We start from the raw sequence: 25,552 nt of genomic DNA, 5'->3' as shown, positions 1-25,552 counted from the left end.
ATCATGACTGAAAAACCGTACAATTTTCTCTGGAATCAGTTTGGAGCAAGTATTAACATGCTGGAAAATGCAATCCTTGCGTGTCCTGCGGATGTGTGGGACACAGACAAAAAATTTTGGTACAATGCGTTTCATTGTCTTTTCTTTTTAGATTATTATTTAACAAGAAAAGCCGAAGAGTTTATACCACCTGCACCATTCACATTTTCGGAATTTGAAGATCAACTTCCTGAACGAACCTACACAAAAGCAGAGCTACTGGAATACGTGAATTATTGTCGCAAAAAATGTCGTGAATTAGTAGCTACTCTAACACATGATACAGCAGCCGAAATCTGGACAAATCAATCAAAAACGATGCATTTTTCGGTCATAGAATTAGCACTTTACAACATGCGTCATGTGCAGCATCACGCCGCGCAGTTAAATTTAATTCTTAGACAAGAAACCAATGACGCTCCTGAATGGGTATCAAAAACTGACTTGATTCTTTGATAGTTAACCATTAAGGGGTTAAGGTACATTAAGTATTCAACTTAAATTCTTAATTCCTTAATGGTTAACTGACTATCCATTCTAATCTCTTTTACGAATAAGCCCTTCCTGCACAACCGAAGCTACCAACTGACCATCCTGACTGAAAACATTACCTCTCGTAAATCCACGAGCGTTGGAAGCACTCGGACTATCGAGTGCATAAAGTAACCACTCGTCAATTCGAAAGGAGCGATGAAACCACATGGCGTGGTCGAGACTTGCGAGAAAAAGTTCGTTAGGCATGACCTTTCCCCAGTGTGGAAGCGTGGCGGTAGTGAGCAAATTGTAGTCAGACGCATAGGCCAAAATGGTTTGATGCAACCGAATGTCGTCCGGCAGGGGATTTTTGGCTTTGATCCATACGTGTCGATACGGCGGGTAGTCCTTTCCTGCCAACGGGTTCAATTTTTCAACTGGACGAAATTCCAGCGGTCGGGGAAACGCCAGGCTTCGGTAAATCTCAGGAGCAGCTTCTTTAAAAACCTCGGCTAATTTTTCATCCGAAATCAGCATATCCGGTGGCGGTACATTGGGCATACTAATCTGATGGTCAAGGCCTTCCTGAACAGACTGAAATGATGCACCCATGCTAAAAATGGGGGTTCCTTTTTGAATGGCTACAACTCTGCGAGTAGTAAAACTTCCGCCGTCGCGGATACGGTCAACATCGTAAATAATTGGCTGACCGATGTCTCCTGCCAAAATAAAATAGGCATGCATGGAGTGTACCAACCGACCTTCGGGCACAGTTTGGTAGCAGGCGTGCAGGGCCTGCGCCAGCACTTGTCCCCCAAAAACACGTTTCCACGGTGCCTGATAATTTTCACCCCGGTAAATATTCTCCTCAATTTTTTCGAGGTTCAGCAAATCAATCAGTTCGTGTACATTATCCATGGAATCAGGGGTTTGGGGGCGTTTTATTCGTCAATATTATTTTCTTTCAAAAATTTGTTGAGCTCCAAAATCGTCGGATTTTTGAGGTGTTTTTCTTCAAACATAACGGTTGGAAATTTCAATTCACCCTGATACAAATTTCGAACGGTTTGTTCGGCCTGCGCATCAGTTTCCACATTTAGAAACTCAAAATCAATCCATTCAGCCTGCAAGTGGTTGGCTAAGATTGCGGATTTTGGGCACCATCCGGTACCAAATATTTTCAGTTTGTTGCTTTCAGCCATGATAGTTTTGCGAATTTGTTTAACAGTGCGTCAAGATTATTCAGGATGAACGGCGTCAGAATCATGGTCAGGATGGAAACCGACAGGAATATCTGATAATTGGTTTCTGAAATAAGTCCATATTCCAAACCTGATTTGGACAACACAAATGAGAATTCCCCGATTTGAGCAATTGACAAGCCCACAGCTAGAGCTGTTCGACGGGTTACTTTGAGCGCAATAGATGCTAAAAAACCTGCAAGTGTTTTTACAAAAATGATAAATACGAACCAGAAAAGTATCAAGTCCAGGTGCTCTAAAAATATGTGGTAGTCGAGCAACATTCCCATGGAAATGAAAAAGAAGCTGATAAAGAGGTAACGAAAAGGCACAAAACACGAAATTGCCATTTTGTTGTAGTCCGTTTCGGCCACAATCAGACCCGCAACAAATGCTCCCAAGGCCAGTGAAAGACCAAGTTGAGCAGTGAAAAGGGCGATTCCTAAAATAATGACGATAGTAGAAAGCAGGAATATTTCCTGACTTTGCAGTTTCATAATGTACTTGAAATAGCGCGGGATGATGTACTTTGCTAGAAGCCAGGCAAGCAGGCCCATGCTTGCCAGTTTTAGCAGGAGCAGCCCGATTTGAAGCAGTGGATTATCCCCTTTTCCCGCGAGAATCGGGGTAAGTAGCATGAGTGGAACAATTACTATATCCTGAAAAAGTAACATCGCTAGTATCACTTTTCCGTGAGGTGTATTCAATTGGAATTTATCCTGCATCGTCTTTACGACAATTGCCGTACTGCTCAAACAAGTAACGAACCCCCAGAAAATACTCTGATTCAATGATCTACCCATTAAAACGATTAGGACGGTAGTGACCAAAATCGTAAGTATTACCTGCAAAAAACCACCTAAAAGAACATAGCGTTGTATTTTCCTAAGATTAGAAAACGAAAATTCCAGCCCTACACTAAACAGCAGTAAAATCACCCCGATTTCGGCATAAGCTTCCACCTCGGTGGCCTCATCGACCAGATTAAGGGTTTTGGGGCTTAGCAATATTCCGCTAAACAAGTACCCGATCAGGTGCGGAATTTTGAAAAAATTACATATATATACAACTACTACGGTGGCAGCTAGAAGTATAAAAATATTGACAAGTATATGCAGCTCCATCGGGCAAAATGTATTTGAAAATATCTATTAATTGTAATCCTCTTCGGCAGACAGGTGATTCAATCGGGAGGCTTCTTCCGTTTTGGTAGAATCTGCAACCAACCCATGAATGATCGTCATTTCCTGTTCGGTCAGGTTTCGCCATTTCCCTGCCGCAAGTCCATCGAGCGTCACATTCATGATTCGTACTCGTTTCAGGCGAGTAACCGAATACCCCAAATAGCTGCACATCCGGCGAATTTGCCGGTTCAATCCCTGTGTCAGAATAATTGTAAAGATGTACTTACTTTTTTTTCTAACCACACATTTTTGAGTAATTGTACCCAAAATTGGCACACCATTTTGCATTTTATGTAAAAACTCAGGCGCAATCGGTCGATCCACCGCTACTTCGTATTCTTTTTCATGCCTATTCCCAGCCCGTAAAATTTTATTCACAATATCCCCATTGCTCGTCAGGAAAATCAAACCTTCGGAAGGTTTGTCGAGACGACCAATCGGAAAAACTCGTTCGGGATGCTTGATATAATCTATAATGTTGCCGGGAATATGTCGCTCAGTTGTGCAGGTAATGCCAACGGGTTTATGAAAGGCAATATAAACAGCTTTGTCTTTATTAGTCGCCCGAATCTGCTTTCCCCGAACGAGCACTTCATCCTGAACCGATGCGCGGTCGCCAAGCACGGCGGTGCGGCCATTGAGTTGAACGTGGCCATCGGCAATAAGTTTATCGGCCTCGCGTCGGGAGCAAAAGCCGGTTTCACTAATAAATTTATTGAGCCGAGTCGATTCGCTTTGATTTTCTTCCATAATCATTCTTTGTAAAATGCACAGCTATCATTATTCTGGCGAACCGACCCTTTGCCAGGTTTCGTCATCGTGCAAAAAAACGTTAAAATCGACAAATCCCTTGATGCCGTCAACGTATCCTTTTTCGCTATGTTGCCATAGCAGCACATTGGAGTTTTCGGACAAATCGTCGATTTGGGTACGAGAATAACCGGCCAGCCAAAGCGGATATTCGTCGAAATTTCCGGCAATAAACTTTTTATAAAAATGCTCATTCGTATAAATAACAGGACGAATACCGTAGTGCTTTTCAACAATTGTAAGCCAGTTTGCTACCCCTTTAATAATGATTTCCGCGGGCTTTCCAGCCTCAATTTCCAGATCCAAAACGGGTGGCAAATCGCCCGGCTCCATGACAACCCGCTTGATAAAATGGGCCGCCTGTTGATCAGAATATACCCTGGGATTGTAAAAATGATAAGCACCACGCCGAATTCCGACTCGTTTGGCCTCGCGCCAGTTGCGGTCAAACTGTCGGTCGAGGTGCGTAGCGCCTTCGGTGGCTTTGATATACACAAAATCCATCCGCACATTTTCGGCTTTTGCAGCTTTGAGTTTGTCCCACTGAATGCGGGCATTGTGATGCGAAACATCTATGCCATGAATGCCATAGCGCAGAGGTAGCCGAATGCCAAAGCGCTGCACGTAGGTCCATTGATTTTCATTTTTGTACCTCATCCAGCCAATCACCAGCAGGACAAAAAGTACAACACCGCCCAAAATCACCCAGCCTTTTGGCGGAAGTGGTTTTCTATCGGTAGCGTGAGTGAGTAGTAAACCTTTGCGTTTTTTACGTGGTGGCATAGCAACGCAAAAATAGAAAAAAAGCCGATCCATAAGGAAAGGCTTTTGTAACGTACCAATAAGTCAGGTTATTTATTGGGTTGTGGCGTATAGCGCAGGTACGGCTTCACGATGCGGATACCTTTGGTAAATTTCACCTTCGCATCTTCGGTGCTGATTGCCGGCACCACGATTACATCGTCGCCATCCTGCCAGTCAGCGGGTGTAGCTACCGAGTGATTGGCGGTTAGCTGCAATGAATCAATGACGCGGAGAATCTCGGTAAAATTGCGACCCGTAGACGCTGGATAAACCAACATAAGTTTGATTTTCTTATCTGGGCCGATAATAAACACCGAGCGAACGGTTGCCTTTTCGCTGGCATTGGGATGGATCATATCGTATAATTCGGCAACTTTCCGGCCTTCATCAGCAATTATTGGAAAGTTCATTTCCACGTTATTGACCTCATTAATGTCCGGAATCCAGCGGTTGTGAGATTCAAGATCATCTACGCTTACGGCAATTACCTTCACGCCTTTTTTCTCAAATTCACCTTTGAGCAAAGCGGTTTTTCCTAGTTCGGTGGTACAAACAGGCGTAAAATCGGCAGGATGCGAGAACAGCAGTCCCCAGCTATCTCCCAGCCAATCATGAAACTTAATGGGGCCCTGTGTAGTATTGGCCTCGAAATCCGGTGCGATATCGCCTAATCGAAGTGACATATATGTACTGTTTTGGTTAGTTATGAAAAATATTGTTTCTATTAATCTAGTAACATTATAGACTTTTAAAACACAAACGATACTTTTTTCATTCCTTACCTGTCATATTTTATGCATGAATTTTATTCTAAAAATCAGGTTTAATCTAAAACAAATGCCTGGAATACAATCTTGCTGTATTCCTCTTTTTCATACAAAATCCCTGGTAGTCCGCGCTGTACTTCTACCAAATCTGAGTAAGCCGCTGAACCTTCCTCCACGGTTTTACAGCGCTTCCAGGACTCGCCCTTGCGGTCATCACTGCGGTAAATTGTCAGATTTTGTCGGAGACTTTGATGGTTTAGGTTTGAGAATAGCAGGCATCTTTTCCCGCTTTTTGTACCAACTGCCAATATACTTCCCTCACAAACCGGATCGGGCAATTGGGTCTCCACAATCGTATTCCCCCAGGTTTTCCCTCCATCTTTACTTTTGGCCACGAGTCGGAACTTGGGCTCTCCCATTTGATTTCTCATATTCATCAACACCTGACCATTAGCAAGTTGTGCCGCTGTACTTTCGTTGGAGCCCAGGAAATCTATTTCGTCAGAAAGTTGCCATGTTTTTCCATGATCGTCCGAGAAAAAAGCGTGCGCCCGATAATCAGTAAAATCGGCTTTGGGCGGCCCTACCGAGTGGTTGGCCGGCACCAGCAAACGTCCGCGATACCTGCCTTTGGTCAGTTGAATGGCGTGGCCGGGCGTATTGGCGTAGGAGCGCCAATCTTCCGAAAAAGTGTAAGCTGATGCAAACGATGGATTGTTTGGTCGATGCACGTAAGTCGTTATATTTTGGGCTTCGGACCAGGTTGTACCTTCATCCACAGACGTTTTTACCCAAACTTCCCGTACGCCCTTCCCTTCCCGAACCTTCTGCTCGGAAGCATTTCCTGTATTGTAAATCAAAAAAAGTCTTCCTTCTGGAAAGTTCGGATCTGTAAAGTCAAAAACAGGAGCTGGATTTCCTGCCTGCAAATCCTGATTTTCGGCCACAATCCTCAATTCTCCCCAGGATTTACCCTGATCGGTGCTGATTTTCATGACCACATCCACATCACCAAAATCTCCGCAGTTGTTCCGGCGCCCTTCGGCAAAGGCCAGCAAGTTTCCCGAAGGAGCACTGACAATTGCCGGAATCCGGAAACAACGGTAGCCCGCTTCACCATTTTCAAAGACGGTTATAGCTTGCGCAAAAAGCGGGGAGCTACAAATAATTAAAAGGAAAATCAGAAAAAGGGAGCGATTGATCATGCGAATAGTATTAACGGTGGCAAATAGGGTGGCACATACAGCAAAAACCCGCTTTACATAGCTGTAAAGCGGGTTTTGTGGAGAATATCGGATCATTCTGATAGACATAAAAAACTGATAAAGAACCGTTTAAGCCAGTGGCTTATTATCCTGACACCGTAAGTGCCACCTTTATATATCAAAAAACAACTTAACTAGCGTTTCTCAAAATTGTAAAAGATGCCATTTTCGGTTCGTCGCTGTCAGGATCAAACTTTCCCAACGCCATCTTCAACATTTCGTGCAAATTCTCAATTTGCTCATCTTTTTTTTCAAGTTGGTTGGCCAGTTTTGAAAAATTTTCCTCTAATCGCCGAATATGCTCATGCAAATATCCGTCTGGTGCTTGATCTGTTAGTTTTGATTTTGGCTCGGATTGTAATATCTCCCCTTCGCCTTTCAACAGCCAGCCTGGGTTGACCTGAGGATAAACCTCGCAAATAGCTTCCAGAACATCAAAGCTTGGTTTGTTCTTTCCTTTAACGGTGTTGTAAATAACCGTTGGCGCCTTACCGATAGATTCGGCAAACGTCTTGTGGTTCTTATTTAGGAAATGAATCAGCTGATTAATCCTATTATTAACCGTGTTTTCCATAAATTTTACTTTTGATTTTTTGTTAAAATTTTTTCTTTAAATAACTCACTATCAATAAATTAATTTAATTGGCTTAGGAATATAGTGTATTACCAATTGTTTAATTATGCTAACCTGATAGAAACTTAATGACCCGTTGATCAACAAGTTTTCTGATCGAATTGAACTCGAACACCTACCTGCTTATCAAAACAAACATTTTCTAAATTGTTTTGAAACAAGTCCTAAATTCTAAGAATTGATCTACTAGTGTCGCTAATTCTTCTATTGCCTAATAATGATCATTATCTGTTTGGCGATGCACTGATCAATTTCTCACTTGAAATTCTGATTTATTTTCATTTATCAGGGCTTCTCCTGAATTCTCAGAATTTTCAATGTAATAATTCAACTATATACTCTAATTCATATTTTTATAATACATTGATAATCAACATATTGAATTTTATGATAAAAATTTTTATATTATATCTTTTATTTTATAGATTATATCATCTATTATTGCATAAAGAATTGCACAATTGTACAAACTTATTGATAAAAAATCAAAGTTTTTTGTACAAATGGCATATAGAATTGACTATGGCAAAAGAAAAAAACAAGCTAGGGAAGCTGTATCAACAGCAACGGAGACCTGTTAGAGCTCAAATCCTGGAAGATCTTGCAGCGGCCGGAGTAAGTCACCAAAGGTTTTACAACTGGACCGTAAAGCCTGATAATAGAATGGTAGAAATGCCTACTATTCTGAAAACAATAATTTGTAGAAATATCCCGAAAGCCGAATCGCTATTCAGACTACCGAGTAAGGCGATACCCTGCTTGTTTGAAACAGACGCATAGCCATACTACTCTACACACACAGTAAGGGCCTGATGCTGCCATGGAATGCATGAGGATTGAGGAGCGCAGCTCAGGCCCATTTTAAAATGAACTCAACTACATGAAGAAAATGATTTACATATTCCTATACATCTGCCTATGTCTGGCAATCCTTGCCTGGGGAAGGCAAATAGCTAAGGGACTGAATAACTCAGATCCGTAATGAGAGCTTTTTAGAGTCCATTTTCAACTATACATCTAAGCAAATGATCACGATTGAAAATCAATGTACCGTCCGGGTGGACGGTAGACTGGTGGGGTATATCCCTACTTCAAAATGGAACGATGCCCTACTTGCCCTTGGCGCAACTGGTGGTTTTCGTAAAGAAGCAAAGGTTTATACGGCAACGCCCATGTTGCGCTATAAACCAAAGTTGGTGAAAACTCTGAAACAGTTAATGCAATGCATTTAATATCCTACTACAAGGAAAAGCTGGAAAATCACTACGAGCGAATGCTTGAATGTGAGGGAGATATGATTCAGGAATACCATCATTTGACAGCTATTGCACGTCTATGTCGGAAGCTTATGCTGGCTCCCAACAGCTGGCTAGTTCAAAAGGCAGAAGAACGTCGGGGAAATCAACTCCCAATAAAAGCTTCGCAGGTTGAGCCAGGAAAAGCTACGAGTATTGATGCGCTATTTGCCTGCCCCGATTGTGGCAAAACCTTTAACTCTAAACAGGCTCGTGGAGCTCACGTCCGCTTTTGTGGGAAAGGAGGTAGTCATGAATGAATACGCCATCACTTCCACGCCCATCCGCTACGAAAATTTGATCCAAGGCAACTTGAAATTCCTGATTATTGAACAGGTTTTCTTTGATGAAAAAGTTTGCATTGGCGACAGACTCATGATCAAAGAACGGTGCGCAATAAAGGGAGAATTCACAGGAAGATCTGCTGAATTTATGATTACGAGCGTCGAAAAATCATTTACAATGAAAGGCTTGCATGAAGCATTTCTTGGCTTATCGATAACGAAGATTTCAGAGAAATTGAATGGCTCAATCTGACAACTATTATGAAGCACGAAAGCAAAACAATAGGCCAAAGTCGTACCTGGGCAGCGGCCTTGTGCGGGCAATTAGAGGACTCCTCCGGATTAGAAGCATCAGCAGCGCTTTTCGTTTTCTGGGAATGGGCGGTCCGGGAATCAAAAAATAAATCTCCCTGGCTGGTGTATCTGCGCTGGGGGTGCAGCCGGCCAAAGCTCATCAGGAAACGAGATGATGCAATGAAGGAGTATCTGGAAAAACTAGCAAAGTGAGTAAACATGATAACGGGATACTAATGCAAGGTGCTGTCTGCTTACTCAGGCATGGAGAAAGCTGTTGGAGCCCTCAGAGTGGATATTGAATGTAGGTGATTGGTGAGGCCGGGTTCGACTCCCGGAGCTTTCGCATCTGATGATGTAAAGACATCAGATATCGGATAGAGGAGGGTTTTTAAGAAGGAGTTGTCTGCTTACTCAGGCAAGGAGAAAGCTGCCGGTGCCCCCGTGTTGGTTCGGGGCCGGGTTCGATTCCTGGAGCTTTCACAGGGTAGAGCAGAATTCTACATGAGTGCCCAAACCACGCCAGGGTAACGCCTGGCGTGGGTAAGGGAAGGTTTGTTTAAAATTTTATGCAAATGCCATTTTAGTATGAACAAAATGAAGTCACTAACCCCACTCATACGCCTGTATGCTACCCAGAATTGAGATATCAAATGTAGTACGGCGGGCATATAAGGCCATTGATGAGCATAACAATAGCTGCCCTACGCAAGCTGTTGAACGAAAGATCATGACAGCAGATGGCAAACCAGATGTTCAGCTCATACACCGCAGGGTCGGCCTGATTCCGGAAGCGATTAGTACCACCTTTCACGCTTTGGTAACGGAGTATGTCCGAAATTATAACCGCACGGCTTCCATGATGGCTGATGGAGCCTATACGAAGGATTCACCGCCTGGTCTACATACCAATAATGTACGTCTCGCCCCCTTTTGCCGATGCACCGATCGAACCGTCAGAAACCATCTTTCCAGGCTCAGGGAGCTTGGCTACATCCAAACAAAATTTCATGGTACAAGGAAGGATTTTGAAGTGTGGATAAGCCCGAAATTCCTGTTTGAGCCCGAATCAGAAACCCCCGCCAACGAGTTCAAAAATGCTCCAAAACCGCATTTTGAAGGGGAAAACCCGAAAATTTTTCCGCTTAATAGTACCTACATAGAGATAATAGAAAAAAAAGAAACAAGGAAAGTGGATATGTTGGTTGAACACGGAGAGAACGTTCAGGGACAGAGGGGTCGAGCAGAAACCACAGCTGTCGGCCAGCAACCCCTCAATACCGCCGGACGGAGAGAAGATCAAGTTGGAGGCGGCGGCGTGCGGCCCCGGCAGGCGATGACCTCCATACGGCTGCCACAACCCACAACACCTCGTCGTAACCCTAAGGATCTCGCCCCAATGCATCTTAAAATGCTGGTTGAGTTCTGGCTATATGCATGGCGAGTGATTTATCCGGGACGAGATTTCAATGATCAGGAGCAGGAAGCTGCCCTATACGCCATAATGGCAGGTGTCTACAACAATTTTACCGATCCGCTTTCGGATGCAGAATGGCTAAACGTACAGGTCTATCAGCTAAGCAAACTTGATAAAGCCGGACGTTACTTTGATCGACACCCGGATGCCTATCGACCGGATCCATACGCAGTGGTCATCGCCGGAAAAGGCTATTTTGACAGAGAAAACCATCTCGGATTCATTGGCATTGAAGCCTGGATGAAGAAGGACAAAATAGAGCAGAAACGGCAACGAGATGCGTATGCTCATCGGAAGCGCTGTGATCGATTGCTCATTACTGCCCGACGTGACTTCCTGAAACTACGAATGGGACAAACACCTCGCAAAGAGGTAGCCGGCAAAACCGAACTGGGATTGTATCAATACTATGATGCTTTATTCGCAGGCCTGGGCGCTAAATACCGGGAACGTTTTGCCAAACAATATCTTGATCGCCAAACCCATAATTTTCAGTCACCACGCTTTCAGGCCGCCCAACGAGCCCGCCGGGCAGGTGGAGAAGTTACTAAGGAAGTGATTGTGTATGTTGAAAATTACATGGAAGGTGATGGTACAGGGTATTATACCGATTGATTAAAATTTAAGCAGTTATCCATTTATAAACACATCTAAGCAAATGAAAGATCGTCGATTTTTAGGACAGCAGACCTCCAAGCGTAAACCGCTGACCCAGGAGCAGAAAGATAAGCAACGAAAAATGGCCAGCTGCTACATGGTCGTTAATTTCCATGATGGCAATGAGTGGTCCAAGTGGTCCAACGAATGGGCTCAGCCCCGGATCAGGAATATTGGAGATGCTGTAAACGAAATGTTCCGGATCATGGAGACCTATTTTAGAGGAAAAGTACATTCTGCCGCAATCTTTGATACCAGAATTAATAAAGATACCGGGGCTGAGAACAAAATCTACCAGTTTGAAAATGGGGTCTGGAAAATGGAGAAACAGTTTAACTGGTAATAAATGGAGCCATTACGAATTAAGCTCAACCTGCATGAGCTCACAGAATTAAGAAATTATGTGCGAGTTGCAGAGCGAATAGCCCATAACCCTCAGGCGCGGGAAGAACTAATTGTATTGGCCGAATTTTCATTAAAACTGGAAGTAATGTACATCCGGGCATCCCGAAAAACAGACAAGGGAAAATCTTACCATTACCAAATACCAGTTTCGGTTTCCAGGATTCTGCATCGAAGATTTCAGCAGGAAGACATTTCGCAGGAATTACAAATGGTATTATGCGGGATAGATTATGAATTAACGAAACGTGGATTGAAGCCCAATCCCATAAAGCCAGAGCTATTTTAAAGCTTCGGTATTTAATGAAAACCAAAGATTCTATGGTTGGTTTTTGCGAAACATTGGAAAGTAGCCAGTTAGCCTGGTCGAAACGGTCAAGATCATGCTCCGCAGCATCCGATGCAGCAGCTGTCCAACCAAATTATCTTTTGTTTTCGATTTTTCACACGTAAACTTTTCCATATTGCTAAACAGTCAAACGTCTTGGCAAATGGCAGGCAACTATTTAGGTATAAACCTTGCTCATGGGGTAGAGACTGTCTCAAATCAAATTTTGAGACAGTCTCTTTCATTTTAGATTCAGAGATTTTCAAAGCACTCTACAACTTTACCTTATCAAACTCCTCCCTAAATAGCTCATATCGCTTCTGTGTATAGAAATTAGGCTCTTCTTGCATTTCTCGTAATACCTGATACAATTCATAAATCTTACCATTGTGATCAGAAAAAAGCTTACTACGAGAGAATGCATCACATTTAAAGAATGCAATAACCGATTTCAATTCTTCGGGCCTCAAAGAGAAAAATAAACCTGGTTTTATATAATTACCCATTACATAAATTAGAAATGAGCCTTCAACAAATAAAATATGATTTCGTCCACGTGGGCCGCCAAATGACAATTTCCTCCTCATGAAGCCTGGATCATAACCTCTATCCTTCATTTGCTTCGCATATCCAGGATAGGGTATATGCGTAGTATCAACAAAACCATTCTTTAACAAGATTTCACATAATGCCTCTGATGCTCTATATTCCATTTGGGAAGGGTTAAAACATCCCAATTTTAAAATAAATCCATCAAATATGACTGAACACCTTCATTATCAAATAATTAAATTACTTGCTAGCCATTTGATTCTAATTGCCTCAAATATTAACTTAGTGATTCTAATAAATACAATTCTTCTATAGTTATTTTCATCTCCATAAGACCAAAATCATTTGTAACCCCTCCCCCTCCCTACTTAGGCGCCCTCCCCACCCGGAGGGCTTTTTGGGCTTTAAACAAAAATAAATCACTGGATTGTGTTTGTTTTTTATTATAGTTGTATCAATTTATGATATAATTCAAACATACTCCTTCATGATAGACACCTACAAAATCCTTCTGCCGTTGTACGTCAGCCCTATACAAGCGGGCTTTCCGTCTCCTGCGGATGACTACATTGAGCTTGAACTTAACCTGAATGAGCACCTCATTCAGAACCCCTCCGCCACATTTTGCGTCAAAGTCAAAGGCAACAGCATGGAAGGCGCCAACATCCACGCCGGAGACATCCTCCTAGTTGATCGCTCCAAACCAGCCACTTCTGGCAAAGTTGTCGTGGCCGTACTCAACGGCGAGTTTACCGTAAAGCGCCTGCTACTGACCGAGAAAGGCACCTACCTCGTGCCCGAACACCCGGCTTATAAGCCCATTCCAATTAGCGAAGATTCAGAATTTCAGATTTGGGGCGTCGTCACATACACTATCCATAAACACTAAAACCCATGTACGCACTTATTGACTGCAACAACTTTTACGCCAGCTGCGAGCGAGTTTTCGACCCAAAACTAAATGGAAAACCCATGGTGGTCCTCAGCAACAACGACGGTTGCGTCATCGCCCGGAGCAATGAGGCCAAAGCCCTCGGCATCGAAATGGGAGCGCCCGCCTTCCTCAACGAAGAACTATTCAGAAAAAACAACATCCATGTTTTTTCATCCAACTACGCCCTCTACGGCGACATGTCCGCCCGAGTCATGCGCGTCATTTTCGACCTCGTCCCCGCGCTGGAAATTTACAGCATCGACGAAGCCTTTGTCGATCTCGGCCAAATGCCCTACGAAAACTTAACCGATCTGGCCTTCAAAATTAGGAATACTGTATATCAATACACCGGCATCCCCGTTTGCGTTGGAGTGGCTCCAACCAAAACCCTCGCCAAAATCGCCAATCGAATCGCCAAAAAACGGACCGACAACGGCATCTTCATTATCGACAGTGAAGCCATCCAGGAGCAGGCATTATCACTCACAAAACTGGAAGACGTCTGGGGAATTGGCCGGCAATACACCAAACTTCTCCAACAACATAATGTCCATACAGCTCTCGATCTTGCCTTGACCGATATTGGCTGGATCAAAAAACACATGAGTATCGTCGGCGAGCGGATGGTCCGGGAGCTTTGCGGACAGCCCTGCTACCGGCTGGAAGATCAGCCCCAGGCAAAAAAAGGAATCTGCACAAGCCGGAGTTTTGGCAAAGCAGTAACCGAGTTTAAAATCCTGGAAGAAGCCATCGCCACCTTTACCGCCCGCTGTGCCGAAAAACTAAGGAGACAACACTCCGCTGCCAACCTCATGCACGTTTTTGTATTTACCAACTACCACAAACCCGAGCAGCCGCAATACTACGGCAACCGGGTTATCCATTTTCCAATGGCCTCCAACTCCACAATGGAGATGATCTCCTACGCCATGAAGGCTCTAAAAATCATTTTTCGGGAAAATTATCACTACAAAAAAGCGGGAATAATGGTCAGCGGCATTGTCCCTGAAGGACAAGTCCAAACAGACCTCTTTGTCATGGATCCAAACCGCCGAGAGCGAGACCGAAAGGCTATGGCTGTGCTCGACAAACTCAATCGCCGCATGGGCCGAGATACCATCAAAGTCGCCAAAATGGGCTATAACCGAAGCTGGCACCTACGGCAGGAAAAACGATCCCTCCGCTACACCACCCGATGGGAAGAGATGTTGGAAGTATAATCTTACTTCCATAATTATTTTTTATGCAAATTGATCTTTCTATAAATAAAATGATATAATGAAGAATCTTGGTAGCAAAAATAAATCGGGCCTAATGAGAAGGCCAGGCATCACGGATACCTGGCCTTCTCATTAGTTCAAAAACAGAAATTTAAGGGTTGGCTCCACTCAGTAAAAATAAGTAACTAGTACTTTGGCCGGGGCTAATTTACTATTTTTTCCTTAGAAGCGATGCAACTCGAAATTCCTGTGAAACCACATGTCAAAACTTTTTTAGAGCACCCGATCAACCTGGGGCCGGGACCTTCCGACATCCGGAAGGATCACTGGTTGGGCGAGATCCTGCTGGCGGTCCTGAGCTTTCACCCGCTTGATCGCAATGACCTCGGGGTTGATTACATGCCTGCACAAGTAAGCAAGTACTCAACTATTGTCATTAATCCAACATTTAAGATCAACTATCAGCTGGTGACCGATGGGCATTTGGCCAGAATTGGCATGGGCCTGGAAGCCTGGTTCAAAATGGCGATGGTCTTTTATGTGCAGGGCCGGATGACGCTGCTCCTGTCCGAACAGGGTGCTGTACGAAAGTTTTATGAGGAATATGGCATTTCGAGCGAAGACTACGATCTGGATGCAGCCTTCAAAGTAGCCCAACGGGCAAGAGCCCATTTGTAGCAAGTTTCTAAATTTTTGGAAAACCTCCTGAAAGCGGGAGGTTTTTTTATGTCCTGTTTTCAAAGAAAGCTGTCCTGATTTGTAGGTTTTGTGTCCCACGGCAAAAGCCTTCCAAAAAAGGTGTCCTTTGAAGTGAAAGTGGCTATTGCCAACTTGCTATGTATGATTACAGTTCAGGAAATTGGTGGATTTGATCAGGACACAAACGCTGGCTTTGTGCGCCGGATCAGGCTATTGAGAAAACAGGATGTAGTCAGCGTGATGGATCCTGTCCGATTTCCGGGATATGGACCCATGTACGAAATTCCTTTCTCAGGTCTGATCGTTAAAGAGGGAGCTCAGGGATTTACTTTTTCACTGCCTCCCAAAACCATTCGCTTTTCTGAAAGTGCTTTTGAAAATGAACAGGGCCTGGCCTTTGACACCTCATTCTCTTTTGAAATCCCAAAGCCATCCGCGAGCCTGCTTCAATGGCTGATCACTCATCAGCAGGAAGATTGGGTCGTGCTATGGGAAGATTATAACGATGTAGCCTGGATTTCGGGAAATGAAGAGTTCGGCCTTCGGCTGCAAAGGAGCCGGACCGCCAGCGGCCAAAACATTCTACTGGTAGCTATTCAGGGTAGTTTCTCTTTTCCCTCTTTCAAAATCACTGGCTTCGAACTTCAAGAGCTATTTCCACAGGGACAGTTCTCCTACCATTTTGGCCTACATTTCAATACTTAATAACTCTCGACAATGGCTTATTTCGCAGGTCTTCAACAATTCATTGACACCATAACCACAAGGCTTATCAAACCTATTCGAGGAGTTGGAGGATCAGAAGGTGTAAGCAACCTGGATGTTCTGGAAGCGCTTTCGGATACCGGCAAGTGGGCAGATGATATTCGGGTACATGCCAACGGTTTGTTGGCAGATTATCCCAACCGGTTCAGCAGTTTGCAGACCACCATCTATATTAACCCATTAACGGGTAATGATGCAAACCCCGGAACGTCCGGCTCCCCCATTGCTTCCCTGCATAGATTGGCGGCAATCGTATCGGACAAATTCAATTTGGTCATTGTTCAGATCCAGGGCGGAGTAATCGAAGTAACCCAGGACGTGATGATCAATGTACCGTTCATTGCCTTTGCATTCAATGCCGGTACTGGACTGTATTTCCGGAAGAAAACGTATGGATCTGGACCGACCGCCTATGAGCAGCCCTATAAACTGAGCCTATTCTGTCTGAATGCCATGTTTACACCAAACTCCGGCGTTCCGACCCTTCAAACCGAGAACTGTAATCCCGTAGGTGGTGCCAACCTCACTTCCTATATGTTAGCTCAGGGTACAATCAATTTGGTGCAACGCGGTGCACAGGCATGGATGAGTTATACCAAACAGAATATTTCTGTTCGAGGTATAAATCTGAATGTGGGAAATAATACCGTTATGTTTTCAGGAACAAACTCGGGCAGCGTGATTTACAATCCGCTGGGCGGAGATTCTAACTATACCCGGAACAGTGGTACTGTTATACTTGGGGAAAATGCTTTTGAACAGGTTAATTTTCTGGAAAAAGCTATTTTCACACTCAATGGTCGAATAGTGATCTGCAAGCAGTCGATGAATGACATTGAGATCACCTTCCCTATTACCTTTCCGGGTGATGGTGCCAACGCAAAAATAGCTTACGTGGAGTTCCTGCCAGGTATGGGCATTTATTGCGATCTGGAAATGACAGTAGGATCTGGTTTTGGGGTTGGCTGGGTCATGCAGAAAATGGTCACGAAACACTATTCCTTTTATTCAGGAGCAATTGGAAGTGCTTCCAGTATCCGTCAAACGAAGGTAGTCACGTATCGGAACACCGGTGGAGCGAGCAGCTTTACGGCAATTATTGGGACCGCTACTCCGGGGAATGCTATTGAAAACGTTAAGATCCCAATCCAAAGGCCCGCAAATGTATATACCAATCATTTTTGGGTAACGCTCAAATTTACAGGCAATTCAATTAGTTCAATCGTTTCAATTGTCCGGAATATCATCAACTACCTTAAAATTGTCGAACCCGCTAATGATGCTACGGTGCAATATGAGAATGTGGATAGCACCCCTCAAACATTGATGTTAAAGGCGGGTGATACGTACACGATCAACCGTCCCTTTCCATTTTACTATACGATTTTACATAAAGATGCGGCTTGTACGGTTGGAAGCACAACGCTTTCAACCTCAGTGATCAATGCCGCTAATACGAGTTTCAGCCTGCCGTTAACCGGATCAGGCTTTTGTACCATCCAAATAACTCCCTGGACCTAATGAAAATTTCAAATCATCCTGACGCTCCTTCGGTTGAGCGCTTTGTAGAGATATTGGCGCGGGTAGACATGCCTACTGAACGCCGTGGCTCGTATACCCTACGCATTTCGCATGTGAAAGATGGAGCGCCCTGGTACGGTATTGAGTCGCCGGTGATTAACCGTACGGTTGAAACGAGTGATGATAAGTTGGTCGATTCGTTAACAGGTGCTCGCGTTTATCCAGATTCTGAAGGAGCCACTCCCGAAGGGGCCGTTGGCGAATATTCATTTTTGGCAGCGTTTGTCCCCAGAAATCCTGAATCGGGAGAAGCCCTGGCACTTCCGTTAGGTCAGATCCATCAGATCCTGGATGAATTTCTGATTCAACGCATGGATGAAAGTGGGGTGTTTGACGATTTTAGAAGCCTGGTATGACAAAGTATCCTGACATCCGACTCCGGAAATGCGTAGAGCCCCAGGCAAAGATTGACTGGTTTGAAATTGCGGAAGATTGTGACTGTGGAAAGATGATCATTTCTGCCGGCTACAAAACGGACTTCGCGTCAGTACCACGGATTTTGTGGAGTCTGTTCCCACCGCACGGCCGGTGGACGAATGCCGCCATTAAGCATGATTGGTGGTATGACAAAAAGGTAATGGAAAATGAGCTAGGACCGCAAGAAGCCAGGTACTGGGCCGATCATGACTTTTTGTTTGATATGCTTCGGGAGGGCGTACCCAAGTGGCAAGCCTACCTGTTTTACGGTATTGTGCGTCTTTTTGGTCAAAAATGGTGGGTCAATTGATTTGGATTTTTTTAAATTAGCACTTTAATGGTGTGGATATATGTCATTACAGCCCGACTGCTCTTGCGGTCGGGCTGTATTTTTTGCATACCCATTAAAGAGTATTGCAAACATGAATTCTTTGCATACATTGCACCATTAATTTTAGAGGAGGGATATTCCAATCAGCCTGGTTGCTTTGCAGCCGGGCTGACTTTTTTTTGTCCTGATCTATTGACTTCTTATTCTGCTATTTCGTACCTGACGATTTATGTAAAATCAAACGTACGGTAATGTGACGGCAGAAACTTTTTCGGGCATGTGGTTTATTGATGAACCATTTGCCTCCCGCATGCAGGGAATCATTCTCCCCCGCCTAATTGCAGGCAAAGACCCCATTCCAGCGCATATAAATCAGGCTTCCTCACGACTTCGCTACGAAATTTCTCCTTACGATGAGAAAGGCGGATGGAATGAAGACCGGTGGTATCTGCGGAATTTTCTGAGAACGGGCGGTGGTGATGTTGCCGTCATCCCGGTGGAAGGGACCATGAGCCGCTACGGCTTTTGTGGCTACGGCAATGAACGCATTGCCAGCGTTTTGCAGGAAGCTGATAGTGAGCCAGAAGTCAAAGCTGTGGTGTTGAAGCTCGACACACCGGGCGGTACGGTCGATAGTACCGATATGCTGGCGGACATTATTCGGAATTTCTCCAAACCCATTATCGCCTGGACCAACTACTGCGCCAGCGCCGGATATTTTGTGGCCAGTCAGTGCGATGAGATCATGCTGGAAAACTCCATTTCCAGTGAGGTAGGCTCGATTGGAGTCCTGATGGTTTACGTCGATCAAAGCGCCGCCCTGGAAAGAGAGGGGTTGGCAGTCACTATTTACCGGGCCAAAGGTTCCCAGGAAAAGGCATTGATCAATGGCATAGAGCCTTTGACCGCCGAGCTGGAAAAACAAATTCAAACGGATCTGAATGAAGCCATGGTAGCCTTTCACGGCTACGTCCGGCGTGGAAGAGCGGGAAAACTCAAAAGTGATGACGTACTGACCGGCCGGATGTTCAAAAAGAAAGCTGCACTCAAAGAAGGTCTTGTGGACCGGCTCGGTACCCTGGGAGATGCCATCACGCTCGCCCGAAAAAAAGCTGTGTAGTATTCAATTTCTGCGATAATTAAGTATCAATTTTTTCAATTAGCCATGACAAAACCAATAACTCTGGGAGGACTGCTGGCCAGCCTGTTCCCAAAATCCAACCGGGCTTTGAGTGAAAAACTCAGCACCGAGGAATTCAACGAACTTACCGAGGATGTCCAGGCCATTCAGGGGCGCCTGGATACGGAAGCCACTGCCCCACCCTCGCCCACTACTTTGGAAGCCGTTGATGTACAGGTGGATGACAAAACCGAAGAAGTGCCGCCTGCCATAGAAGAAAGCGCCGCCACAGATCCAGAGCCGGAAGCAGCTCAAGAAACGACGGAGGATTCTGAGCAGGAAACGCCACTGGAAGAACCGGCCCTGGCGGGTGTACAGATGGAATCCATTGCCTCCCATGAACTGGCTCAGCTGCGCGCTGATGCAGGCGCCTGGAACAAGACCAAAGCCGAGTACGGCGTCCTGAAAAGCTGGTACGAATACGCAACCGCCGAAGTTGGCTCCGGCAGTACAGCTGACGCAGTGGATGTTGGCCCGGCCGAAACCAAAAGCTGGCAAAAGGCGCCCTGGAATAACTAGGAATTGCCGGTCAATTACCGATTTCAACGAGTTTTTATCAATTATTAATTTTTCTATTAGCTATGGCAGATTCAGTAGATTTATCACTATTGGCCACTACGGCGACAGACTACGCCCGGGACAATAAGGATCACATTTTTTCAAAGATTTACAGCGGTGGTCTGGCTGGCCGGCCAGGTACGCCCATCAAACCCATTACGGACTACATGATGCCCGTAGTGGGCAATGATGAAGTGGTCCTGACGGAGCTCTACATTGACAGCGTGCTCCAGCCCGGAGCCAAAGACAGCTTCAACCCCAAGAACAACGCGGTAAAGCTCAAACCCCGCAAAGCGAAGGTGAAGCCCTGCAAGGTGGATTTGCTCATGAAGGAAACCACGATCATGGCCATGTACAAGTCGTACTTTGGTCAGATCCGCGGCGGCAAGATTGACCGGACTACCTATCCGTTTGAGGCGGAAGTGATCAAAAAGGTGTTCGACCGCCTGATGACAGACCTTCGGAATATTGCGCTGATCAATGGCGTGCGGAATGAAGCCGGTACCGCTGCCGTGGATACCATGGACGGTTTGTTCTTCAAGCTTGCCACCGAAAAAGCATCGGGAGGAATTACGGCCGGACAAATTGCCACAATCAATGCCATCACGGCCGCCAACGGCGTGACCGAGATTGAGAAGATCATTGACATGGTGCCTTCTGATTATTTTTATGAAGATCTGGTATGTATCACGCCTCTTAAATACAAGCAGGCCTACGAGCGCCACTACCGCGAACAATATGGCACGAGCCCCTACAATGCGGGTTTTGATAAAATGCAAATTGAGGGAACCATGATTGAATTTGTGGTTGAACCCGGCATGGCCATTACCGGCGCCACTAAGTTCGAGTCCCCGGTGATCACGACTCGTGAGAACCTGGCCTGGCTCTATGATGATGAAGGCGATCAGACGCGGTTGGAGTTTGACTACGACAAGCGTACCCGCTCACTGGCCTACATGGTCGATTTTCAGGTAGGAATGGACTGGGCCATCAGTGAACTTTTCTGGATGGGCGATGTCGCCGAACCGGAGGAATAAAACTCTACGCCCCAAAGCATCAGCTATGCTTTGGGGCTTGTTTTCAAGTTATTTCATCTATTTTTTACATTGATTTTATGAAAAAGGTTATGAATGTTTTAGTGGCTCTGGCGGTATTCGCGGTAGCCGTTGTATTGCCCAATGAGGTATTGGCCCACGTACTGGGTGATCCCGCTGCGAGTGGCCTGGTGTTGGGTGCCGTTTTGAATTTTGCAACCCTGGATGCTACCTCCCACCAAACGGGAAACCCCGGAGGCACGCGTCAGCTGCTGGTAGCTCTGGCAAAATCCATCACCGGCGTATGGCCCAAACGATCGGATATTACGGGCGGAGAAATCACCTCGGTTCCAACGCTGGATCCGGAAGCAACCAAGTGGGCCAGGTATGAATGTCCGGACGGAACCATCGAGGTGAGTTCAGAAAAACAGGGTGATCCCGGATTTCAGAGCTATAAGCACGCGATTGAGTTTATGTTCTCTGGATTCTCCAAAGCGATTCAGGCTGAGCTTGAAAAGTACATGAATGCCGGCGCGGTATTCATTGTCGAGATGAACGACGGAACTTATGCCGTGGTTGGATCAAGCGACAACGCAATTTTCGTAAAGCAGGCCTTCAAGGGTGGAAAGAAAGGGAATGACAAGCGTGGATTTACCATGAAGGGCGAGCAGGACGGGTTTGTGTGGGATATTCTGCCCTTGGCAACTGCCCAGGTAGCTGAGCTCGAAATTGCCACCGAAGGCGTTTAAGGGTTAAATCCTAAATCCATTTTTTAAGGCAAAGGCAATGAAGCAAAGAAAATATGTGATCATGGGTGTTCCCAAAGAAGGAATCGGACATTGTGTGCCGGGTTTCGGCTTTGTGAAAATCCATGATCAATTGCAGGACAAAACGATTGACGCCCTGATGGCTTTGGGCTTTACTCGTTATTTCAAACTTAATACTTCTACAAACAGCGATGAGCAAAACTCAGCAAGCACCAAAGACGCAGCCGATATCTCCAACCCAGAAGGTAGAGCAGGCATCGACTCCAATAAAGACGGAGGTAGTAACTCCGGAGCCAACGGAAGATCCGGCAGTACCCGGCGAGAGTCAGGACCTTCCTCCAATGCCGGAGGATCCGCAGGAGCCGGAGATGATCCAGCCACAGACACTGCCAAAAGCAAAGACCTGGGAAGAACAAATTCAGCAAAAAGCAAAAAGGCAGCTGGAAGCGCTGAAAAACCAGATGGAGCAGTCTGACCCTGACCCGGTTGATAGCGACATCAGTGACCCAAGAATGCACCTGAAAGACAATGAGTAAGGAATTTCTTTAAATTCTGATGCAGATTACAACCAGAATCCCGCTCCACCAGGCGGGATTTTTGCGTATATTGCCCCCGCTAAGCTCAGTTAATATTATTGTACAGAGACGAACCGGTAAGAACTTGCCGGTTGGCATGGGGTTGTAAGTACCCCATCGTCTCTGTCTTAACAGTGAGTTTAGCAGTGACCAACCGGTATCTTTATGCTAATTCTTACTCAGGAGCTACCCTTTGAAGGGGTTGGCCCGTTTCTCAGATCAAGGGGTATTGATGTAAAGGAGCTGAAAAACGCTCTGCATGAATACAATGATTACTGCGCTGAAATGACCGCCGAAAAGGATCACTATGAGGATCCGGTGGGCTGGCTGGAAGCGGTGGGATACCGGCAAACGGTCGAAGATTTTTTAGGGTTGATTTAATTCGTGTTGTTTTTAGGTGCTATGCTCCCTCCTTTCCAGGATCGGGAGCATTTTTTTGTCTTGGCAATTGCCAGTTTTCCGAATGATTTTTGGATCATGGACGAAAAGAAGCTTCTGGAAGAACGGATCAAGGCGAAGGCAAACTGGGAACTGTTGAAATTACGTCATCGGGCAGGTAAGGCTTCCTCTGAGGAAGTAGAAGCGGCCTGGCGGGTGAGTTGTAAGCTTGGAAAACATATTCCTGCCTCAACAGATAAAGTCAGGGAAACAACCGAAAAGCCCTACGTACCTGGGGCCACGAAGGTTGAACAGGCAATTGCCGCACCGGAAGTGGTACTCAGTCCGGAAATGATCCGCCACATTCAGGAGCTGGAAGCACAGCGGTCTACCCTCGATGTGGAAAAGCGGAATGTTTCCATGAAACTCCAACAGATACCGGCTTCGGTGCCCTGTCCTGAGCTCACCGAGCGGATCATGAATTTAAGGAGGCAATGGGAAGAATTGGGCGACCGGATTTGGTACGTGAAACGAAACGGGCAATTGCCGGAAAGCGCACCGCCGCAGGATACCGCCCTGTTTCCCACCAAATTTACTGCCGAGCTGCCCAGGGATAAATTCGAGCTCGACCGGATGATCAAAAATATGGCGATCAATGTGCAACACAAATGGCCGGCTAAAGTATCAGCCGCTAAGACCTCAGCTAAAAAAACGGAATACGAACGGAAGATTGCGGTTGGATTGGCAAAGCTGGAAGTAATGCAGGCCTTGTTTGTGACCTTATAAATTAAAACCGGCTAATGGTAAATCATTTAATGAATGTACGGGTACAGACCCAAAAGCTGCCTAAGGCCGTTTTCCGGGTCGTCAACACCACTCCACTGCCTCGACGGGGAGAAGTGATGGTTCGGCTTAAACGGGTTAATCAGGAAACTATTACGCGGCGGGTGACGCCGGATCTGGTTCAGCCCGGCCGGGCCTGGCTCTTTGTCTTTGATATTCCGGAAGAAATGGATAATTTTTTCATTTTTGAGTGGTGGTGGGTGACGGATGATGATGAACTGAGTGGAAAAGGCGGAAATTCAAACCTGAAAAAATCCTTCAAAGGAAAAATTACCGATGGCTCTTCAACGGATTGAAGGGCCATTTTTTGTCCTTATGAAATTCAGAGGTGCAAGCTTTCTTTGAGGCAGTACACTAACTGAGTTTTACAAATGAATGATCTTTTTCAGATTGGGCAGCGGCGCCCAAACGAGCTTCTGCCGTACGCCAAGAATCCGCGGAAAATAAAGTCTACCCGCAAAAGAGAACTTGAAGAAAAGCTAAAAGCCTACGGGTTGATCACGCCACCTGTCATTGATTCGGACGGTACGATCATCAGTGGTCATCAGCGCCTGACCGTTTTGCAGGAGCTGGGCCTGGGCAATGAACCCATCAACGTAAACATTGCCAGCCGGAAACTCACCGAAAAAGAATTCAAGGAAGTGTCGATCATTGAGAACAGCCACTTTGGAGAATGGGATCTGGAACTATTGAAGGCTGAGTTTTCGGAAGAAGTGGATCTTGCTACCTACGGGATTGACCTTGGCAGCCTGGATGCGGCACTGGAAGAATTGAGCGACTCCCACTTTGAAGAGCCTGAAATGCCCATTGTGGCAAAATTTTCGGAAAAATTCGATTCGATCGTGATCATTTGCCAGAATGAAATTGACTTCAATCACGTCTCCGAAAAGCTTGGGCTCGACCGGACCAAATGCTACAAAAGTTCCAAGATCGGGACAACCCATGTGATCCACGCCAAACAGGCAATTGCCGCTCTCACCAAATGAAAGACATCAAAATAGTGATCCCGAGCCACAAGCGCTGGAACCGGATCAGAACGACCAGCGCGGTATATGGCGCTGCCCTGTGCGTTGAAGAAAGTCAGGCGGAAATTTATAAAAAATGTAATCCGGGGGTTGAACTCATTGTGCATCCGGATTCGATTAAAGGCCTCAGCCGCAAGCGCGACTGGATTATTAAGCACGTGGGAGATTGTTTCATGTTAGATGATGACATAGATCACTTGTCACGGATCTACACTGAAAAAGGTGAAGAATCGGTGGTGGATCCGGAAATTGCCTACGAGATTATCCAAATGACGGGCTATGCGGCTCGCAAGGCAGGAGCTTTTCTTTTCGGGTTCAGCTCCTCTCCTACACCCATTTCATTTAATAGCCTCAATCCTATCCAATTGAGCGGATACGTCACCGGCTGTGCCCACGGAGTATTGGAAGGGTCAAAGCTATGGTACAGTCCGGATATCATCTGTAACGAAGATTATTGGATATCGCTCCTTAATGCGCACCACCACAGACTAATCTGGAAGGACACGAGGTTCTATTGGGCCCAAAAGGACACTTTCACGAACCGGGGCGGACTGGCCGAGTTTAGAAACGTGGAAAATGAAGAAAAGGACTTTTTACTGCTTCAAAAGGTGTTTGGGAGCGTGGTGGAGTTGCGGAAATCGACTGGAAAAAGTAACTTACGGCATCCGTTTCAGAAAAGCCTGAAACTGCCATTTTGAATCCATAAAACCAAAGTAAGCCCTCGGCGAGTAGTCGGGG

34 protein-coding genes are annotated in these 25,552 nt (G+C 45.5%); 25 read left to right on the top strand and 9 right to left on the bottom strand.

All coding sequences use genetic code 11. The features are described from left to right. Positions 1-3 precede the first annotated feature (3 nt). A complete protein-coding gene (locus EZE20_RS06925) occupies positions 4-495 on the top strand; it encodes a DinB family protein (RefSeq protein WP_132115914.1) in 492 nt (163 codons plus the stop codon). Positions 496-576: 81 nt separating this feature from the next. Here the strand turns inward: EZE20_RS06925 and tesB are convergent, their stop codons facing one another. The 8 genes from tesB to EZE20_RS06885 form a co-directional block, all read right to left on the bottom strand. Next, the gene (tesB, locus tag EZE20_RS06920; protein ID WP_132115912.1) at positions 577-1,431 is read right to left on the bottom strand and encodes an acyl-CoA thioesterase II; all 855 of its coding nucleotides are present in this window, start codon (positions 1,429-1,431) and stop codon (positions 577-579) included. Positions 1,432-1,454: 23 nt separating this feature from the next. Further along, positions 1,455-1,715 carry a glutaredoxin family protein gene (locus EZE20_RS06915; RefSeq protein ID WP_132115910.1) on the bottom strand — a complete coding sequence of 87 codons (261 nt, stop codon included), beginning with the start codon at positions 1,713-1,715 and terminating at the stop codon, positions 1,455-1,457. Next, positions 1,694-2,878 (bottom strand): cation:proton antiporter, encoded by a 1,185-nt coding sequence (locus tag EZE20_RS06910; RefSeq protein WP_132115908.1) that lies wholly within the window; start codon positions 2,876-2,878, stop codon positions 1,694-1,696. Before EZE20_RS06910 ends, EZE20_RS06915 begins: the two co-directional genes overlap by 22 nt. A 27-nt stretch (positions 2,879-2,905) precedes the next feature. Beyond that, positions 2,906-3,688, bottom strand: a complete 783-nt coding sequence (rluF, locus tag EZE20_RS06905; RefSeq protein ID WP_132115906.1) for a 23S rRNA pseudouridine(2604) synthase RluF — start codon at positions 3,686-3,688, stop codon at positions 2,906-2,908. A gap of 30 nt (positions 3,689-3,718) precedes the next feature. Beyond that, the gene (locus tag EZE20_RS06900; RefSeq protein ID WP_199879879.1) at positions 3,719-4,531 is read right to left on the bottom strand and encodes a glycoside hydrolase family 25 protein; all 813 of its coding nucleotides are present in this window, start codon (positions 4,529-4,531) and stop codon (positions 3,719-3,721) included. A 68-nt stretch (positions 4,532-4,599) separates the two neighbouring features. Beyond that, on the bottom strand, positions 4,600-5,235 hold the full coding sequence (locus EZE20_RS06895) for a peroxiredoxin (protein ID WP_132115904.1): 636 nt from the start codon (positions 5,233-5,235) through the stop codon (positions 4,600-4,602). A 140-nt stretch (positions 5,236-5,375) separates the two neighbouring features. Further along, positions 5,376-6,632 carry a sialidase family protein gene (locus EZE20_RS06890; RefSeq protein WP_228713611.1) on the bottom strand — a complete coding sequence of 419 codons (1,257 nt, stop codon included), beginning with the start codon at positions 6,630-6,632 and terminating at the stop codon, positions 5,376-5,378. Positions 6,633-6,714: 82 nt separating this feature from the next. Next, the gene (locus tag EZE20_RS06885) at positions 6,715-7,158 is read right to left on the bottom strand and encodes a helix-turn-helix domain-containing protein (protein ID WP_132115902.1); all 444 of its coding nucleotides are present in this window, start codon (positions 7,156-7,158) and stop codon (positions 6,715-6,717) included. Between the two features lie 1,085 nt (positions 7,159-8,243). On the opposite strand from EZE20_RS06885, the gene EZE20_RS06880 reads away from it, so the two are divergent. The 7 genes from EZE20_RS06880 to EZE20_RS06850 all read left to right on the top strand — a co-directional run bounded on the left by EZE20_RS06880 (position 8,244) and on the right by EZE20_RS06850 (position 11,916). Beyond that, positions 8,244-8,450 (top strand): hypothetical protein, encoded by a 207-nt coding sequence (locus tag EZE20_RS06880; RefSeq protein ID WP_132115900.1) that lies wholly within the window; start codon positions 8,244-8,246, stop codon positions 8,448-8,450. Next, on the top strand, positions 8,441-8,773 hold the full coding sequence (locus EZE20_RS06875) for a hypothetical protein (protein WP_132115898.1): 333 nt from the start codon (positions 8,441-8,443) through the stop codon (positions 8,771-8,773). Before EZE20_RS06880 ends, EZE20_RS06875 begins: the two co-directional genes overlap by 10 nt. Further along, positions 8,766-9,050 carry a hypothetical protein gene (locus EZE20_RS06870; RefSeq protein WP_132115896.1) on the top strand — a complete coding sequence of 95 codons (285 nt, stop codon included), beginning with the start codon at positions 8,766-8,768 and terminating at the stop codon, positions 9,048-9,050. Before EZE20_RS06875 ends, EZE20_RS06870 begins: the two co-directional genes overlap by 8 nt. Positions 9,051-9,058: 8 nt before the next feature. Further along, the gene (locus EZE20_RS06865; protein WP_132115894.1) at positions 9,059-9,304 is read left to right on the top strand and encodes a hypothetical protein; all 246 of its coding nucleotides are present in this window, start codon (positions 9,059-9,061) and stop codon (positions 9,302-9,304) included. A 415-nt stretch (positions 9,305-9,719) separates the two neighbouring features. Then, positions 9,720-11,183 (top strand): hypothetical protein, encoded by a 1,464-nt coding sequence (locus EZE20_RS06860; RefSeq protein ID WP_132115892.1) that lies wholly within the window; start codon positions 9,720-9,722, stop codon positions 11,181-11,183. 43 nt (positions 11,184-11,226) lie between these two features. Beyond that, positions 11,227-11,568, top strand: a complete 342-nt coding sequence (locus EZE20_RS06855; RefSeq protein ID WP_132115890.1) for a hypothetical protein — start codon at positions 11,227-11,229, stop codon at positions 11,566-11,568. 3 nt (positions 11,569-11,571) lie between these two features. After that, complete coding sequence (locus EZE20_RS06850; protein ID WP_132115888.1) at positions 11,572-11,916, top strand: hypothetical protein; 345 nt, start codon at positions 11,572-11,574, stop codon at positions 11,914-11,916. 311 nt (positions 11,917-12,227) lie between these two features. On the opposite strand, the gene EZE20_RS06845 is transcribed toward EZE20_RS06850, so the two are convergent. Continuing rightward, positions 12,228-12,668, bottom strand: coding sequence for a hypothetical protein (locus EZE20_RS06845; protein ID WP_132115886.1), 441 nt, complete (start codon positions 12,666-12,668; stop codon positions 12,228-12,230). A gap of 326 nt (positions 12,669-12,994) precedes the next feature. Here EZE20_RS06845 and EZE20_RS06840 point away from each other — a divergent pair, with 326 nt between their 5' ends. From EZE20_RS06840 to EZE20_RS06760, 17 genes are all read left to right on the top strand, one after another. Then, positions 12,995-13,396, top strand: coding sequence for a LexA family protein (locus tag EZE20_RS06840; protein WP_132115884.1), 402 nt, complete (start codon positions 12,995-12,997; stop codon positions 13,394-13,396). Positions 13,397-13,401: 5 nt separating this feature from the next. Continuing rightward, positions 13,402-14,661, top strand: a complete 1,260-nt coding sequence (locus EZE20_RS06835) for a Y-family DNA polymerase (protein ID WP_132115882.1) — start codon at positions 13,402-13,404, stop codon at positions 14,659-14,661. Positions 14,662-14,892: 231 nt separating this feature from the next. After that, complete coding sequence (locus tag EZE20_RS06830; protein WP_132115880.1) at positions 14,893-15,339, top strand: hypothetical protein; 447 nt, start codon at positions 14,893-14,895, stop codon at positions 15,337-15,339. A gap of 162 nt (positions 15,340-15,501) precedes the next feature. Further along, a complete protein-coding gene (locus tag EZE20_RS06825; protein ID WP_132115878.1) occupies positions 15,502-16,065 on the top strand; it encodes a hypothetical protein in 564 nt (187 codons plus the stop codon). Positions 16,066-16,077: 12 nt separating this feature from the next. Beyond that, entirely contained in the window at positions 16,078-17,646 is a 1,569-nt protein-coding gene (locus tag EZE20_RS06820) for a hypothetical protein (RefSeq protein WP_132115876.1), read from the top strand. After that, positions 17,646-18,062, top strand: coding sequence for a hypothetical protein (locus tag EZE20_RS06815; protein WP_132115874.1), 417 nt, complete (start codon positions 17,646-17,648; stop codon positions 18,060-18,062). Before EZE20_RS06820 ends, EZE20_RS06815 begins: the two co-directional genes overlap by 1 nt. Continuing rightward, positions 18,059-18,433: a DUF1353 domain-containing protein gene (locus EZE20_RS06810; protein ID WP_132113843.1), complete on the top strand. Its 375-nt coding sequence runs from the start codon at positions 18,059-18,061 to the stop codon at positions 18,431-18,433. Before EZE20_RS06815 ends, EZE20_RS06810 begins: the two co-directional genes overlap by 4 nt. A gap of 274 nt (positions 18,434-18,707) precedes the next feature. Next, positions 18,708-19,574, top strand: coding sequence for a S49 family peptidase (locus EZE20_RS06805; protein ID WP_132115872.1), 867 nt, complete (start codon positions 18,708-18,710; stop codon positions 19,572-19,574). Between the two features lie 45 nt (positions 19,575-19,619). Further along, positions 19,620-20,153, top strand: a complete 534-nt coding sequence (locus EZE20_RS06800) for a hypothetical protein (RefSeq protein ID WP_132115870.1) — start codon at positions 19,620-19,622, stop codon at positions 20,151-20,153. Positions 20,154-20,215: 62 nt separating this feature from the next. Next, positions 20,216-21,229: a hypothetical protein gene (locus EZE20_RS06795; RefSeq protein WP_132115868.1), complete on the top strand. Its 1,014-nt coding sequence runs from the start codon at positions 20,216-20,218 to the stop codon at positions 21,227-21,229. Between the two features lie 77 nt (positions 21,230-21,306). Continuing rightward, complete coding sequence (locus EZE20_RS06790) at positions 21,307-21,975, top strand: hypothetical protein (RefSeq protein WP_132115866.1); 669 nt, start codon at positions 21,307-21,309, stop codon at positions 21,973-21,975. Positions 21,976-22,012: 37 nt separating this feature from the next. Continuing rightward, positions 22,013-22,468, top strand: coding sequence for a hypothetical protein (locus tag EZE20_RS06785; protein ID WP_132115864.1), 456 nt, complete (start codon positions 22,013-22,015; stop codon positions 22,466-22,468). Positions 22,469-22,733: 265 nt separating this feature from the next. Further along, entirely contained in the window at positions 22,734-22,949 is a 216-nt protein-coding gene (locus tag EZE20_RS06780) for a hypothetical protein (RefSeq protein WP_132115862.1), read from the top strand. A gap of 21 nt (positions 22,950-22,970) precedes the next feature. Continuing rightward, a complete protein-coding gene (locus EZE20_RS06775; protein ID WP_132115860.1) occupies positions 22,971-23,732 on the top strand; it encodes a hypothetical protein in 762 nt (253 codons plus the stop codon). 14 nt (positions 23,733-23,746) lie between these two features. Then, the gene (locus tag EZE20_RS06770) at positions 23,747-24,085 is read left to right on the top strand and encodes a hypothetical protein (protein ID WP_132115858.1); all 339 of its coding nucleotides are present in this window, start codon (positions 23,747-23,749) and stop codon (positions 24,083-24,085) included. 75 nt (positions 24,086-24,160) lie between these two features. Next, positions 24,161-24,775 (top strand): ParB/RepB/Spo0J family partition protein, encoded by a 615-nt coding sequence (locus EZE20_RS06765; protein ID WP_132115856.1) that lies wholly within the window; start codon positions 24,161-24,163, stop codon positions 24,773-24,775. Continuing rightward, positions 24,772-25,512 (top strand): GREB1-related protein, encoded by a 741-nt coding sequence (locus EZE20_RS06760; RefSeq protein ID WP_132115854.1) that lies wholly within the window; start codon positions 24,772-24,774, stop codon positions 25,510-25,512. The genes EZE20_RS06765 and EZE20_RS06760 overlap by 4 nt, the downstream gene beginning before the upstream one ends. Positions 25,513-25,552: the final 40 nt, after the last annotated feature.

Source organism: Arundinibacter roseus (genome assembly GCF_004348825.1).
Classification (GTDB): Bacteria; Bacteroidota; Bacteroidia; order Cytophagales; family Spirosomataceae; genus Arundinibacter; species Arundinibacter roseus.
This window is presented reverse-complemented; position numbering and strand designations above follow the sequence as displayed.

Coding starts and splice junctions, on each gene's coding strand:
- EZE20_RS06925 (WP_132115914.1), top strand. CDS start 4: ATGACTGAAAAACCGTACAATTTTCTCTGGAATCAGTTTGGAGCAAGT.
- tesB (WP_132115912.1), bottom strand. CDS start 1,431: ATGGATAATGTACACGAACTGATTGATTTGCTGAACCTCGAAAAAATT.
- EZE20_RS06915 (WP_132115910.1), bottom strand. CDS start 1,715: ATGGCTGAAAGCAACAAACTGAAAATATTTGGTACCGGATGGTGCCCA.
- EZE20_RS06910 (WP_132115908.1), bottom strand. CDS start 2,878: ATGGAGCTGCATATACTTGTCAATATTTTTATACTTCTAGCTGCCACC.
- rluF (WP_132115906.1), bottom strand. CDS start 3,688: ATGGAAGAAAATCAAAGCGAATCGACTCGGCTCAATAAATTTATTAGT.
- EZE20_RS06900 (WP_199879879.1), bottom strand. CDS start 4,531: ATGCCACCACGTAAAAAACGCAAAGGTTTACTACTCACTCACGCTACC.
- EZE20_RS06895 (WP_132115904.1), bottom strand. CDS start 5,235: ATGTCACTTCGATTAGGCGATATCGCACCGGATTTCGAGGCCAATACT.
- EZE20_RS06890 (WP_228713611.1), bottom strand. CDS start 6,632: ATGTCTATCAGAATGATCCGATATTCTCCACAAAACCCGCTTTACAGC.
- EZE20_RS06885 (WP_132115902.1), bottom strand. CDS start 7,158: ATGGAAAACACGGTTAATAATAGGATTAATCAGCTGATTCATTTCCTA.
- EZE20_RS06880 (WP_132115900.1), top strand. CDS start 8,244: ATGATCACGATTGAAAATCAATGTACCGTCCGGGTGGACGGTAGACTG.
- EZE20_RS06875 (WP_132115898.1), top strand. CDS start 8,441: ATGCATTTAATATCCTACTACAAGGAAAAGCTGGAAAATCACTACGAG.
- EZE20_RS06870 (WP_132115896.1), top strand. CDS start 8,766: ATGAATGAATACGCCATCACTTCCACGCCCATCCGCTACGAAAATTTG.
- EZE20_RS06865 (WP_132115894.1), top strand. CDS start 9,059: ATGAAGCACGAAAGCAAAACAATAGGCCAAAGTCGTACCTGGGCAGCG.
- EZE20_RS06860 (WP_132115892.1), top strand. CDS start 9,720: ATGCTACCCAGAATTGAGATATCAAATGTAGTACGGCGGGCATATAAG.
- EZE20_RS06855 (WP_132115890.1), top strand. CDS start 11,227: ATGAAAGATCGTCGATTTTTAGGACAGCAGACCTCCAAGCGTAAACCG.
- EZE20_RS06850 (WP_132115888.1), top strand. CDS start 11,572: ATGGAGCCATTACGAATTAAGCTCAACCTGCATGAGCTCACAGAATTA.
- EZE20_RS06845 (WP_132115886.1), bottom strand. CDS start 12,668: ATGGAATATAGAGCATCAGAGGCATTATGTGAAATCTTGTTAAAGAAT.
- EZE20_RS06840 (WP_132115884.1), top strand. CDS start 12,995: ATGATAGACACCTACAAAATCCTTCTGCCGTTGTACGTCAGCCCTATA.
- EZE20_RS06835 (WP_132115882.1), top strand. CDS start 13,402: ATGTACGCACTTATTGACTGCAACAACTTTTACGCCAGCTGCGAGCGA.
- EZE20_RS06830 (WP_132115880.1), top strand. CDS start 14,893: ATGCAACTCGAAATTCCTGTGAAACCACATGTCAAAACTTTTTTAGAG.
- EZE20_RS06825 (WP_132115878.1), top strand. CDS start 15,502: ATGATTACAGTTCAGGAAATTGGTGGATTTGATCAGGACACAAACGCT.
- EZE20_RS06820 (WP_132115876.1), top strand. CDS start 16,078: ATGGCTTATTTCGCAGGTCTTCAACAATTCATTGACACCATAACCACA.
- EZE20_RS06815 (WP_132115874.1), top strand. CDS start 17,646: ATGAAAATTTCAAATCATCCTGACGCTCCTTCGGTTGAGCGCTTTGTA.
- EZE20_RS06810 (WP_132113843.1), top strand. CDS start 18,059: ATGACAAAGTATCCTGACATCCGACTCCGGAAATGCGTAGAGCCCCAG.
- EZE20_RS06800 (WP_132115870.1), top strand. CDS start 19,620: ATGACAAAACCAATAACTCTGGGAGGACTGCTGGCCAGCCTGTTCCCA.
- EZE20_RS06795 (WP_132115868.1), top strand. CDS start 20,216: ATGGCAGATTCAGTAGATTTATCACTATTGGCCACTACGGCGACAGAC.
- EZE20_RS06790 (WP_132115866.1), top strand. CDS start 21,307: ATGAAAAAGGTTATGAATGTTTTAGTGGCTCTGGCGGTATTCGCGGTA.
- EZE20_RS06785 (WP_132115864.1), top strand. CDS start 22,013: ATGAAGCAAAGAAAATATGTGATCATGGGTGTTCCCAAAGAAGGAATC.
- EZE20_RS06780 (WP_132115862.1), top strand. CDS start 22,734: ATGCTAATTCTTACTCAGGAGCTACCCTTTGAAGGGGTTGGCCCGTTT.
- EZE20_RS06775 (WP_132115860.1), top strand. CDS start 22,971: ATGCTCCCTCCTTTCCAGGATCGGGAGCATTTTTTTGTCTTGGCAATT.
- EZE20_RS06770 (WP_132115858.1), top strand. CDS start 23,747: ATGGTAAATCATTTAATGAATGTACGGGTACAGACCCAAAAGCTGCCT.
- EZE20_RS06765 (WP_132115856.1), top strand. CDS start 24,161: ATGAATGATCTTTTTCAGATTGGGCAGCGGCGCCCAAACGAGCTTCTG.
- EZE20_RS06760 (WP_132115854.1), top strand. CDS start 24,772: ATGAAAGACATCAAAATAGTGATCCCGAGCCACAAGCGCTGGAACCGG.